General features: G+C 66.9%; 8 protein-coding genes. 6 read left to right on the top strand and 2 right to left on the bottom strand.

Features of this window, described 5'->3' with window-relative positions; translation table 11 throughout:
• Positions 1-22: 22 nt before the first annotated feature.
• The gene (locus B8V81_RS15680) at positions 23-1,012 is read right to left on the bottom strand and encodes a helix-turn-helix domain-containing protein (protein WP_028600417.1); all 990 of its coding nucleotides are present in this window, start codon (positions 1,010-1,012) and stop codon (positions 23-25) included.
• A 151-nt stretch (positions 1,013-1,163) separates the two neighbouring features.
• Between B8V81_RS15680 and B8V81_RS15685 the strand changes: the two genes are divergently transcribed.
• From B8V81_RS15685 to B8V81_RS15705, 5 genes are all read left to right on the top strand, one after another.
• Positions 1,164-3,320: a glycoside hydrolase family 52 protein gene (locus B8V81_RS15685; RefSeq protein WP_028600418.1), complete on the top strand. Its 2,157-nt coding sequence runs from the start codon at positions 1,164-1,166 to the stop codon at positions 3,318-3,320.
• Positions 3,298-5,361 (top strand): alpha-glucuronidase family glycosyl hydrolase, encoded by a 2,064-nt coding sequence (locus B8V81_RS15690; RefSeq protein WP_101808699.1) that lies wholly within the window; start codon positions 3,298-3,300, stop codon positions 5,359-5,361. The genes B8V81_RS15685 and B8V81_RS15690 overlap by 23 nt, the downstream gene beginning before the upstream one ends.
• Positions 5,362-5,505: 144 nt before the next feature.
• Positions 5,506-6,417, top strand: a complete 912-nt coding sequence (locus B8V81_RS15695; RefSeq protein WP_101808700.1) for a Nif3-like dinuclear metal center hexameric protein — start codon at positions 5,506-5,508, stop codon at positions 6,415-6,417.
• Between the two features lie 12 nt (positions 6,418-6,429).
• Positions 6,430-7,590, top strand: coding sequence for a family 8 glycosyl hydrolase (locus B8V81_RS15700; protein WP_101808701.1), 1,161 nt, complete (start codon positions 6,430-6,432; stop codon positions 7,588-7,590).
• A gap of 86 nt (positions 7,591-7,676) precedes the next feature.
• Positions 7,677-9,257: a response regulator transcription factor gene (locus B8V81_RS15705; RefSeq protein WP_101808702.1), complete on the top strand. Its 1,581-nt coding sequence runs from the start codon at positions 7,677-7,679 to the stop codon at positions 9,255-9,257.
• Between the two features lie 168 nt (positions 9,258-9,425).
• Here the strand turns inward: B8V81_RS15705 and B8V81_RS15710 are convergent, their stop codons facing one another.
• Positions 9,426-10,424, bottom strand: a complete 999-nt coding sequence (locus B8V81_RS15710) for a LacI family DNA-binding transcriptional regulator (protein ID WP_028600423.1) — start codon at positions 10,422-10,424, stop codon at positions 9,426-9,428.
• Between the two features lie 361 nt (positions 10,425-10,785).
• Between B8V81_RS15710 and B8V81_RS15715 the strand changes: the two genes are divergently transcribed.
• Positions 10,786-12,159, top strand: a complete 1,374-nt coding sequence (locus tag B8V81_RS15715; protein WP_101808703.1) for an ABC transporter substrate-binding protein — start codon at positions 10,786-10,788, stop codon at positions 12,157-12,159.
• Positions 12,160-12,213 lie beyond the last annotated feature (54 nt).

Genomic DNA, 12,213 nt, shown 5'->3' on the forward strand with positions numbered 1-12,213 from the left:
GGCAGAAAGTGCTATTCGGGAGTTAGTCTGTGCCGCCGCTGTCGGAACTATGCAGATGAAGCCGGCGATAGGCGGACGGGGAGAGGCCGGTCCAGCGCTTGAACTGGCGGCTGAAATGGGCGATGTCGCGATAGCCCAGCACCGAGGAGATCATCTGGATCGAATGCCGGGAATCCGCGAGCAGCTGCTTGGATTCATGCAGCACGAGCGAGGACCAGTACGCCCGCGGCGATTGGCCGTACACCTCGCGGAACACGCGTCCGCAATGCGAGGCGCTGATGCCGAGCTCGGCGGCGATCCGCCGCAGGCCGCCCGGTCCGTCGCCCTCGGCCTCATCCTCCTCGCCCTCGCCGCCCTTGGCCGCGCTCGCGCCGCCCGCCCCCGGTCCGCGGGCATGCCGGAAGTTCAGGCTCGCCGCGCCCTGCAGCCGGGAGGCGATCTCCTGCGCCAGCTCCTCCTTGGCGTACGAGGCGCGGGGGAGCAGCAGCGATTCGGCCGTGATCGCGTCCCACAGCATCGCGAACAGCTCGAACGCGGCCGCCTGCAGCCGCATCCGCGCGGCGACCGAGCTGGGGCCGCCGCCCTGGCCGGGCTCGAGCATCTTGCGCAGCACCGGGCTCGCCTTGCGGGCCAGCTCGCTCTCCGCGCGGAACAGCGTCTGGTCGAGCCGTCCGAGCAGCGGCAGGAACAGCCGGTCGTCGAGGTCGAAGTGCAGGCAGAAGTAGTCGAACGGCAGGCCGTCGCCGCTGCGGCTGCTGTGCAGCTCGCCCGGACGGATGAGCAGCAGGTCGCCGGGCGATTGGACGAGCTCGCGCCCGCCGACCGTCATGATCTGGCTGCCCGCGAGCAGGAAGTTGATCTCGTACTGGGGATGCTGATGCGGCGGATAGGACCAGTCCCCGCGCACTTCGCGCCGGTGGATGCCGAACAGGTTCAGCGTCGTCTTCACATCCGCGAACATCGTCTCGGACAGGACGGCTCCTCCGCCAGGAGCCGCAGCGGCGTCAGCCATTGGCGATTCTTCCTTCCTTGGGCCGCGGCCCTTTTTTTCAGTATACGGCTTGGCTTGATTTGGGTAAATAGTCGCCGGATTTGACCATTTCCGCCCTATCCATGCCGTGTTAGGATAAACGTAATCGCTTTCAAGGAAGGGGCTGTCCCGCTTGTCCGACAACCGGTTCTACAATGCTCATCACGCTCCGATCGGAGCTTTCGCCAGCTTCACGCTCGGCTATCCCGGCGCCAAAGGAGGACTCGGCCTCGAGCTCGGCCGGCCGGCCGACCAGAACGTCTACATCGGCCTCCAGTCGCGCGACGGCTCGCGTTATGAGGCGCTGCCGTTCTACGGCGCGCTCGGCGACGAGGCCGCGCGCTACGACGTCGAGAAGAAAGGCGCAGGCGGCCCGTCCCTGCTGCAGCCGTTCGCCTTCGCCGAGATCGGCCGCAGCCTGTCCGCCGGGGAAGACGTCTGGGAGGCGGGCGATCTGACGTTCCGCATCCTGTCGCCGGTCCGTCCGGTGCCGGACCCGGCGGCGGCCTCGGAGGAGGAGCTGAAGGCGGCGCTCGTGCCGGCCGTGTTCGCGGAGCTGACGGTCGACAATACGGCGGGCCGCATCCCGCGCCGGGCGTTTTTCGGCTACGAGGGCAACGATCCGTACAGCGCGATGCGCCCTGTCGAGGGAGACGGCTTCTCCGGCGTCGGCCAAGGACGCATCACGGCCATCGCGGCGCCGCATGCTCCGGGCGTGCGCACCGGCTTCGGCTTCTCGATGGAGAGCATCCTGACCGCGCGCCACGAGCAGCATCTGACGTTCGGGCTCGGCGGCACGGGCGCGCTGCTGCTCGACACGCCGGCGGGCGAGCGGCGCACGTTCCGCTTCGCGGTCTGCTTCTACCGCGGCGGCATCGCGACGTCGGGACTGGACGCTTCCTATTTGTATACGCGCTGGTTCGGCCGCATCGAGGACGTCGCGGCTTATGCGCTGGAGCATTACGAGGAGCTCGCCGCCTCCTGCCGCGCCGCCGAGGCGCGCTGGAGCGGGGACGGCTTGTCGGCCGACCAGCGGTTCATGCTGGACCACGCGATCCACAGCTACTACGGCAGCACGCAGCTGCTGGACGTGGACGGCGAGCCGATGTGGATCGTCAACGAGGGCGAGTACCGGATGATGAACACGCTCGACCTGACGGCGGACCAGCTGTTCTTCGAGCTGGAGCTGAACCCGTGGACGGTGCGCAACGAGCTCGACTGGTTCGTCAAGCGCTACAGCTACCGGGATACGGTGCGCTTCCCCGGCGACGCCGAGGAGCATCCGGGCGGCATCGCCTTCACCCATGACATGGGCGTCGCCAACGTCTTCTCGCCGCCGGGCCGCTCGGCCTACGAGCTGGCGGGCATCGACGGCTGCTTCTCCTACATGAGCCACGAGGAGCTCGTCAACTGGCTCTGCTGCGCCCTCGTCTACCTGGAGCAGACAGGCGACCGCGAGTTCCTGGAGCGCGCGCTGCCGGTGCTGCAGGACGGGCTCGAAAGCATGCTGCGCCGCGACCATCCGGACCCGTCGCTGCGGAACGGGCTGATGGGCCTCGACAGCTCGCGCACCGACGGCGGAGCGGAGATTACGACCTACGACAGCCTCGACGTGTCGCTCGGCCAGTCGCGCAACAACATCTATATGGCGGGCAAATGCTGGGCGGTGTACGTCGCGCTCGAGAAGCGCCTCGCCGCCGAAGGGCTCGCCGGCCTCGCGGCCGAGGCGGGCGCCCAGGCGGATCGCGCGGCGGCGACGATCGCGGCGCAGCTGAACGATCGCGGCTACATCCCCGCCGTCATCGGCGAGAACAACGATTCGCGCATCATCCCGGCGATCGAGGGATTGGTGTTCCCGTACTTCACGGGAGCGCGGGACGCGCTCGATCCGAACGGACGCTTCTCCGTCTACCTGGCGGCGCTTCGGACGCATCTGGCGACGGTGCTGCAGGAAGGGACCTGCCTGTTCCCGGACGGCGGCTGGAAGCTGTCATCGACGAGCGACAACTCCTGGCTGAGCAAGATCTACCTCTGCCAGTTCATCGCCCGCGAGATTCTCGGCCTCCCGTGGGAGGAGCAGGGGGCGGCGGCCGACGCGGCCCACGCCGCCTGGCTCAAGCATCCGGAGCTGTCGTACTGGGCGTGGAGCGACCAGATTCTCGCCGGCGAGATCATCGGCAGCAAATATTATCCGCGCGGCGTGACCGCGATCCTGTGGCTGCGCGAGAGCGGCAGCCGCGCGCTCGCGGCGGAAGGAGGCGAGCGCGATGCGGCAAGCCGCGCAGGCTGAGCCGGGCAGCGGCTACGACGCCTGGCTTGGAGCGCCGCCGGCGAGCGGCGACGCCCGGCGGCAGGCTCGGGCGTGGATGGAATTCCTCCACGCCCCCGAGCCGGCGGCGCCGATCGCCGCCGCGCTGGCGGAGCTGCGCGCCGCGGCGATCGGCCTGACCGGCCGGGAGCCGCAGCCGGGCCTGCCGCCCGAGGACGGACGCGGCATCGTGCTCGGCACGCCGGCGGGCTGCGCCGAGGCGGCCGATGCCGCGGACGGCCTGCCGGATGATCCGGCAGGCGAGAGCTACCGGCTCGTCGAGCGCGGCGGCCTGCTCGTCGTCGCCGGCTCCGGCCCGGCCGGCGTGCTGTACGGCGCGTTCCACCTGCGCCGCCTGCTGCGCTCCGGCGCGCCGCTCGCCGGGCTCGACGTCGCCGAGCGGCCGGCCAACGCGCTGCGCATGGTCAACCAGTGGGACAACGCCGACGGCAGCGTCGAGCGCGGCTATGCAGGCCGCTCGATCTTTTACCTGGACGGGGAGTTCGTGCCGGACCGCACGCGCATCCGCGACTACGCCCGCCTGCTCGCCTCGGCCGGAATCAACGGGCTCTCGATCAACAACGTCAACGTGCATGCCCGCGAGACGCGCTTCATCGGCGAGGAGGATCTGCCGAGCGTCGCGGCCGTGGCCGGCATCCTGCGCGGCTGGGGCATCTCCCTGTACTTGAGCGTCAACTATGCCGCGCCGGTCGAGGGCGGCGGCCTGGACACGGCCGATCCGCTCGACGAGGGCGTGCGGAGCTGGTGGCGCGAGGCGGCGGACCGCATCTACCGGCACATCCCGGACTTCGGCGGCTTTCTCGTCAAGGCCGACTCCGAGTTCCGGCCGGGTCCGTTCACCTACGGCCGCGACCATGCGGACGGCGCCAACATGCTGGCGGACGCGCTCGCGCCGCATGGCGGCCGTATCATCTGGCGCTGCTTCGTCTACGACTGCCGCCAGGACTGGCGCGATCGCGGCACCGATCGGGCGCGCGCGGCGTACGACCATTTCAAGCCGCTGGACGGCCGTTTCAAGGACAACGTGTTCCTGCAGGTGAAGAACGGCCCGATGGACTTCCAGGTCCGCGAGCCGGTGTCGCCGCTCATCGGGGCGGTGCCGCGCACGAACCTGCTGGTGGAATTCCAGATCGCGCAGGAGTACACGGGCCAGCAGCGCCATCTGTGCTACCTCGTGCCGCAGTGGAAGGAAGCGCTCGACTTCGACACCCGGCTGAAGGGCGAGGGCTCGACCGTGAAGCGGATCGCGAGCGGCGAGCTGCACGGCCGTCCGGCGGGAGGCCTCGCCGCCGTCTCCAACATCGGGGACGACGCCAACTGGACCGGGCATCTGCTCGCGCAGGCGAACCTGTACGGCTTCGGGCGCCTCGCCTGGCAGCCGGAGCTGTCCGCGGAGCAGATCGCGCGCGAGTGGGCGGAGCTGACGCTCGGCGACCGCCCGCAGGCGGCCGACGTCGTCTGCGGCATGCTGGCGCGGTCCTGGAGCATTTACGAGTCGTACACGGCTCCGCTCGGCGTCGGCTGGATGGTCAAGCCGAACCATCATTACGGCCCGGACGTCGACGGCTACGAGTATTCGATGTGGGGCACGTACCACTTCGCCGACCGCGACGGCATCGGCGTCGACCGCAGCTCCGCGAGCGGCACCGGCTACGCGGCGCAGTATGCCGAGCCGGTCGCCCGCCTGTACGAGTCGCCGGAGACGACGCCCGACGAGCTGCTGCTGTTTTTCCACCATGTGCCGTACACGCATCGGCTGCGCTCGGGCAAGACGGTCATCCAGCATATCTACGACTCCCGCTTCGAGGGAGCGGAGCGCGCGCAGGGGCTGCTCGCGGACTGGGAGTCGCTGCGCGGCCATGTGCCGGAGCCGGCGTACAGCGAGACGCTGGAGCGGTTCCGCCACCAGGCGGAGCATGCGCGCGAGTGGCGCGACGTACTCAACACCTACTTCTGGCGCAAGAGCGGCATTCCGGACGAACGGGGCCGCAGGATCTACTGACTGGATTTACGGACTGAATTTACGGACTGAATTTACGGACTGGACCTTCGCAGCGAGCGCGCTCCTCGGTGGTAAAAACGGCACTGAGCAGCGCCGCGACGGCGAAAGTCGAGCGGTGAAGATGAGCACAAGGAGGGACCGCCCATGACATGGACGATCGGCGAGGCCGTGCGCCGGCTGCTGCAACTAGAGCTGGACGAAGCCCGGCTCGGCGAGCCGGCAGCAGGCGGCTCGGCCGCCGGGTCCGACAGCCTGGGCAATCTCGGTCATCCGGCAGCAGGCGGCTCGGCCGCCGGAGCCGGCAGCGCGCCTCTGTCCGCCGGCGCGGACGGCCTGCTGGCCGGCGATCCGCAGCGGACGCTGACTGGCGTCGCCGTCTCGTTCGCCGCATCGCTGGACGCGCTGGAGCGGGCCGGGGACGTCGGCGCGAACCTGCTCGTCGCCCATGAAGGGCTCTACTTCAGCCACCAAGCGGATGCCGCATGGACGGCGGCCAGCGAGGCCGCGCAGGCGAAGCGCCGCCGGATCGAGGCGAGCGGCATCGCCGTCTGCCGCTGGCATGACGGTCCGCACCGGCTGCGGCCGGACGTCATCACGGCAGGGCTCGTGCGCCGGCTCGGCTGGGAGGACGCCGTCATCCGGACGCTGCCGGAGGCGACGATCATCCGGCTGCCGGAGCCGCTGAGCGCGGCCGCGGCGGCGGAGCTTGCCAAGCGCCGGCTCGGCGCAAGCGGCGTGCGCGCGGCGGGCGACCTGGCGCATCCGTGCCGGACGGTTGCGGTCACGGTCGGCTATCGCGGCGGCGGCGAGCTCGCCGCACGGCTGTACGAGGAGCATGGAGCGGAGCTGCTGCTCGCGGGCGAAGGCCCGGAGTGGGAGGCGCCGGAGTACGTGCGGGACGCGGTCCGGCTCGGGCGCCGGATCGCGCTGCTGTACGTCGGGCACGCCGCGAGCGAGCAGCCGGGCATGGAGCTGGCGGCGGAGCGGATCGGCAGGCTGCTGCCGGGCGTGCCGGTCCATTTTTTGAACGAGCGGGACGGAATCCAGATCATCTGAGGGGGAATCGGCATGACGGAAGCGGGCACGGGCACGAAGGCTGGAGCGTTCCACACCGGAACGTACCGCAGCGTATTCCGCGAGGCGGGCTACGGAGAGGAAGAGATCGCCGCGCGGCTTGCGCAGACGTGGCGAGAGCTGTTCGAGGACGGCGACGAGACGCGCATCTACTACGAGACGGACGACGGGATGGGCTACCTGCTCGATACGGGCAATCTCGACGTGCGCACCGAGGGCATGTCGTACGGCATGATGATGGCCGTGCAGCTCGGCCAGAAGGACGTGTTCGACCGCATCTGGCGCTGGAGCTGGCAGTACATGCATATGAAAGAAGGACCGGGAGCCGGCTACTTCGCCTGGTCCTGCCTGCCGGACGGCACGCGCAACTCGAACGGCCCCGCTCCCGACGGCGAGGAGTACTACGCGCTCGCGCTGCTGTTCGCCTCGCATCGCTGGGGCGACGGCGAGCATCCGCTCGACTACGGCGTCAAGGCGCGGGAGCTGCTGAGCGTCTGCATCCACAAAGGCGAGGACGGCGTCGGCGACCCGATGTGGAACCCGGACAACAAGCTGATCAAGTTCGTTCCGAACTGCGAGTTCAGCGACCCGTCCTACCACCTGCCGCATTTCTACGAGCTGTTCGCGCTGTGGGCCGACCCGGCCGACCGGCCGTTCTGGCAGGAGGCCGCGGCGGCGAGCCGGGCGTACATCCGCCTCTCCTGCCATCCCGAGACGGGGCTGGCGCCGGAATACGCCCATTACGACGGCACGCCCAACGACGAGCGCGGCTACGGCAAGTTTTTCAGCGACGCCTACCGCGTCGCGGCCAACATCGGCCTCGACTGGGAATGGTTCCGCGCCGATCCGGAGCAGCCGGCGATCGCCGGCCGCATCCAGTCGTTCTTCGCGGACAAGGAGCCGGAAGACTACCGGCGCTATCATATCGACGGCACGCCGTTCGAGGAAAAATCGCTTCATCCGGTCGGCCTGCTCGCGACCAACGCCGCCGCTTCGCTGGCCGCTGAAGGAGAGCTGGCGCTGGAGACGGCGCGCCGCTTCTGGGAGACGCCGGTGCGCACCGGGGAGCGTCGCTACTACGACAACTGCCTGTACCTGTTCGCCATGCTGGCGCTGAGCGGGCGCTACCGGATCTGGATGCCGGAGCGCGCATAAGCGGCCGCGCCGGCAGACGACGGCCGAGCTCGGGCGGGAGGCCGCCGGGCGGATCCCATTCCCATTCCTACGGAGGAGGTATTGCCATGCACAAGGTCATGCTGGTCGACGACGAGGGGTATGCGCGGCAAGGACTGAGGACGATGATCGACTGGGAGGACTGCGGCTTCGAGGTATGCGGGGAGGCGGAGGACGGCGAGGAGGCGCTGCGCCTGATCGGCGAGCTGTCGCCGGATCTGGTCATCACCGACATCCGCATGCCGGAGGTGAGCGGGCTGGAGCTGATCCGCTCGGTGCGCGAGCAGGGCAACGACAGCGTCAAGTTCATCATCGTCAGCGGCTACGGCGACTTCGCCTACGCCCAGCAGGCGATCAAGTTCGGCGTCCGCGACTTCATCCTGAAGCCGGTCGACGACGGCGAGGTGACGGGAGCGCTGCGGGAGCTGGCCGGACAGATCGAAAAGGAATCCCGCGATCCCGGCGCGGCCGTCCCGCCGGTCCGCGCCGCGCTCGACAAGCTGCTGCGCGGCGACGCGCCGGCAGAGGCGGGAGCGGAGTACGCCCGCCTGCTCGGCGTGCCGCAGTCCGCTGCCTGCGGCTATCTGCTCGTCGAGGCGCACTGCCCGGCCTTGAGCGCCGAGTCGGCCGTGGAGGATGTCGAGGCGAAGGACAGCCTCGGCGCGGCCATTTCCGCGGCCGCGGCCTCGCTCGGCCTGAAGCATGATCCGAGCTGCGTCGACCGGCCGCGGCCGGGGCTGTACGGCCTAGCCGTGCATCTCGCTCCGGCCGATGCCGGCACGACGCTCGAAGGGCTGGCCGAGCGGCTGGCCGCCCGGCTCGGCAGCCGGCTCGGGCGGCCGTTCACCGTCTATGCGGGCGGCCAGGCCGAGTCGGCGGCCGGTCTCCGCGTCTCCCGCCAGGAGGCGATGGAGGCGATGCAGTACCGGTTCGCCTATCCGGAGCGGCGCGCGCTGTGCCGCAGCGCGCTGCGGGGCGAGGAGCTGCGGCGGATGGAGTTCGATCCGAGCGAGCATGCCGCGCTGAACGAGCGGCTCGAGGACGGCGACCCGCTGCTTCGGCAGGAGGCGGTGCGGCGCATCTTCGAGCGCTTCCGGGAGCAGCGCTTCGCGCCCGATGCGGTCCATCACGCGATCAGCCGCTTCGCCTTCGGCGCCATCGCCGCCATCCGCTCGCTCGGCGGCGACGAGAAAGAGCTGCGCTCGCTCGAGCCGCTGCTCGCCTGGCGCGACCGGCCGCTGTCGCCGGACGGCTTGCGGGAGCGGTTCGCCGCGTTCGTCGAGGAGAGCCGGGAGCTGACCAGCCGGCTGCGCAGCAGCGGCGCCAAGGGAGACATCGCCCGCATCAAGCAGTACATCGACAGCCGGTTCCACGAGGAGATCAGCCTGAAGAGCATCGCCGCCCGCTTTTACCTGAACCCGGTCTATCTCGGCCAGCTGTTCAAGAAGAGCTACGGCGTCTACTTCAACGACTATCTGCTCCAGCTGCGCATCCAGCAGGCGAAGCTGCTGCTGCGGCAGACGGAGAAGCGGGTGTACGAGATCGCCCGCTGCGTCGGCTTCGACAATCCGGACTACTTCATCTGCAAGTTCGAAAAGGTCGAGGGCAAGTCTCCGACCGCCTACCGCAACGAGCTGAAGACGGGGTGAAGGATCGCGTCAACGCAAAAGGACAAAGCCGGAAATAATCGGGCCAGGATAGCCCCTGAGGGGCGGAAGAAAGAAGACAGAGCAAGGACCGGAAGCCTGGAACGAACAGGCGGCCGGTCCTTGTTTGGCTTTCCTCGGCTTGGGGAGCTCTGCGGCGGCAGCTGCCGGTCAGTCCTTCAGCACCAGATCTCCCCGCAGCAGCTTCCGTTCATAGCTGGAGCTCGGATTCAGAATCCGCCACAGCAGCTGGTCGACCGCCCGCTTGCCCAGCAGCTCCTCGTTCACGCTGATGGTCGCCTTGCAGGACGGAGGAGGGTTGACATGGTCGAATCCAGTAAAGACGACCTTGCCGTCGATCGGAATCCCGATCCGCTCGAACGACTCGATCGTGTAGTTGACGTAGAAATCGTTGGCGCATACGAACACTTCCGGCAGCTCGCGCGAGGCGAACGTCTCCTCGAGCGTCGCGTAGAACTCATCCAGCCGGTGGTCGAGCAGGGCGGGCAGCTGCTCCTGCGGAATGCCGCTTTCTGCCAGGGAGGCGTTGAATTCCAGCCAGCGCTCCCGATAGCTGTGGGCATCCTTGATGTTGCCGATGAACTGGAACTTCCGGTACCCGCGATGGATCATCGCGTTCATCATCTCCCGCATGCCGGCGAAGTTGTCGGTGAACACCGTGTCGCAGTTGAAGCTCGGATCGAGATGATCGACCATGACGATCGGAATGTTCAGCTTGCGGATGTCGAACAGCGTCGATGTCGAGACGTTGCCGATCGTCAGGATGCCCATGATTCCTTCCGGGTTGAGCAAGGAGAACATGGACTCGTCCTGCGGCTCCGTCAGCGTCAGGATATTGATTTTTTTCTTGCTCAGGCTCGCGGAGATGCCTTCGAAGATCGGCCCCCAGTAGGAGGATTCGCGGTTCTGGTGGCGGACGTTGGGGAACAGCACCAGGATCGTTCCGGACCAGGTCCGCACGTCGAGGTCGACCAGCTCGTTGAAAACGGCGACCGGCTCCTTGAAATATCCCATCGTTCCCGCTGTCTTCAAGATCATTTCCCTCGTCTGCGTGCTGACGCCCGGCTTGCCCGACAACGCCCGCGATACGGCATATTTCGATAGGCCGGTCTGATCTGCGATTTCTTGAATGGTCACTTTGCCCCGCATCGTATCATCCTCATCCTTATCCAGCTTCTGCTTCTCCCGTCTCCTAATAAAAACGAGATTAAATAACATTTTGTTATGTTAACAACATACCATTGCCAGGGCGTTCGCGCAACCTAAAAGCTTCCTGCCTTAAAGGGGTTCCGACGGTTCTAAACTTGGATGCCAGACCCATATAAAGCGTTTTCAAAATTTATCTTGACCTTTCCAAATTTAAGAATTATGATCCGTTATGAAAATAAAAATAACAAAACCTAAGGGGATGATAACAAAAAGGGCCGGAAAGGCGTTTTTGTTCCACGAGGTTTGCAAGCGCTTCAAAAAGGATGGCGCGCATTCATCAATCATTTTGGGAGGGTTCGGGATGAAGAGAAGACCGAAGATGGGCCTGGTGCTGGGGATGAGCCTCACGCTGCTGCTGTCCGCATGCAGCGGCAACAACGGAGGCGGAGCGGCGACGAACGGAGCGGCCGCGACGCCGGGCAGCGAGCCGGCCGCCAGCGCGGCTCCGGCTGAGACGGCGGCGCCGGAGGCGGCTCCGCCTGACCTGGGCGGACGCGTCCTCAAGTTCGCCGCCTGGTGGGATCTCAAGCCGGCCGGCAACACGGCCTCGGAGAAGGAGCGGCTGGCGAAGATCGCGGAAGTCGAGAAGAAATACAACGTCAAGATCGAGTTCGTCAACGTTCCGTTCGAGGAGTACATGCCGAAGTTCACGGCGACGGTGCTGACCGGCGAGCCGTTCGCCGACATCATGCAGATGGAATACAAGTCGGCGCTGCCGGCGGCGCTCAAGGGCCAGCTGCTGAAGGTCGACGAGTTCACCTCTCCCGAGGACGACATCAACCAGGAAAAGAAGCTGATGGTGCGGACGCCGGCGATCGCCGGACAGGAGTACGGCTTCGACAATCCGGGCATGGCCGGCTCCGGCATCCACTACAACCGCGACCTGTTCAAGAAGCTGGGCCTGCCGGACCTGCAGGAGCTGTACGCCAGCGGACAGTGGAACTGGGACAAATTCCTGGAGATCGCCAAGCAGGCGACCAAGGACACGGACAACGACGGCAAGACCGACACGTACGGCTTCTCGGGCTGGTCGATCGACATCGCCCGCAACTTCGTCGCCGCCAACGGCGGGGCCTTCGTCGACCCCGAGAACAAAGCGGAGGGCTTCACGAATCCGAACACGATCGAGGCCGTCGAATTCGTCAACAAGCTCTACAACGTCGAGAACGTCGTCAAGAACAAGACGGGCGACCGGATGAACTACGAGGAGTTCAACACGTTCAAGGACGGCGACGTCGCGATGTTCCCGGCGCCGATCTGGGCGGTCAATAGCGAGCTGCCGTTCGACTTCGGCGTCGTGCCGTTCCCGGTCGGCCCTCACGGCAGCGACAAGTTCACCTTCGCGGACAGCGGCAGCGCGGCCAAGTTCATTCCGAAAGGGGTCAAGGATCCCCAGCTCGTCTACAAGATCTACGAAGAGACGTTCGACATCGCCCAGACCGAGGACTTCCCGGGGCAGGAATGGCTGGAAGGCCAGTACAATCATGAGGAAGACATCATGATGATGAAGGACAACATCAACGGCAAGGGGCAGATCGTGCTCGAGGACGCGTATCCGGACTACCCGACCGGCAAGTTCCTGACGGACATCCTGGTGAACAGCCAATCGGTGACCGCTTCGGCGCAGAAATACAAGCCGGAGGCCGAGGCTTCCATCGGCAAACTCGGCAATTGACCGCATCGAACGGCCAGCAACGGGGGAGCTTGCGCTCCCCTTTTTTCGTGAAGG

The organism is Paenibacillus pasadenensis, assembly GCF_002864175.1.
GTDB classification, from domain to species: domain Bacteria; phylum Bacillota; class Bacilli; order Paenibacillales; family Paenibacillaceae; genus Paenibacillus_O; species Paenibacillus_O pasadenensis.

Excerpts from the sequence above, each read along its gene's own strand:
- B8V81_RS15705 (WP_101808702.1), top strand. The coding sequence starts at position 7,677 with ATGCACAAGGTCATGCTGGTCGACGACGAGGGGTATGCGCGGCAAGGA.
- B8V81_RS15710 (WP_028600423.1), bottom strand. The coding sequence starts at position 10,424 with ATGCGGGGCAAAGTGACCATTCAAGAAATCGCAGATCAGACCGGCCTA.
- B8V81_RS15715 (WP_101808703.1), top strand. The coding sequence starts at position 10,786 with ATGAAGAGAAGACCGAAGATGGGCCTGGTGCTGGGGATGAGCCTCACG.
- B8V81_RS15695 (WP_101808700.1), top strand. The coding sequence starts at position 5,506 with ATGACATGGACGATCGGCGAGGCCGTGCGCCGGCTGCTGCAACTAGAG.
- B8V81_RS15700 (WP_101808701.1), top strand. The coding sequence starts at position 6,430 with ATGACGGAAGCGGGCACGGGCACGAAGGCTGGAGCGTTCCACACCGGA.
- B8V81_RS15680 (WP_028600417.1), bottom strand. The coding sequence starts at position 1,012 with ATGGCTGACGCCGCTGCGGCTCCTGGCGGAGGAGCCGTCCTGTCCGAG.
- B8V81_RS15690 (WP_101808699.1), top strand. The coding sequence starts at position 3,298 with ATGCGGCAAGCCGCGCAGGCTGAGCCGGGCAGCGGCTACGACGCCTGG.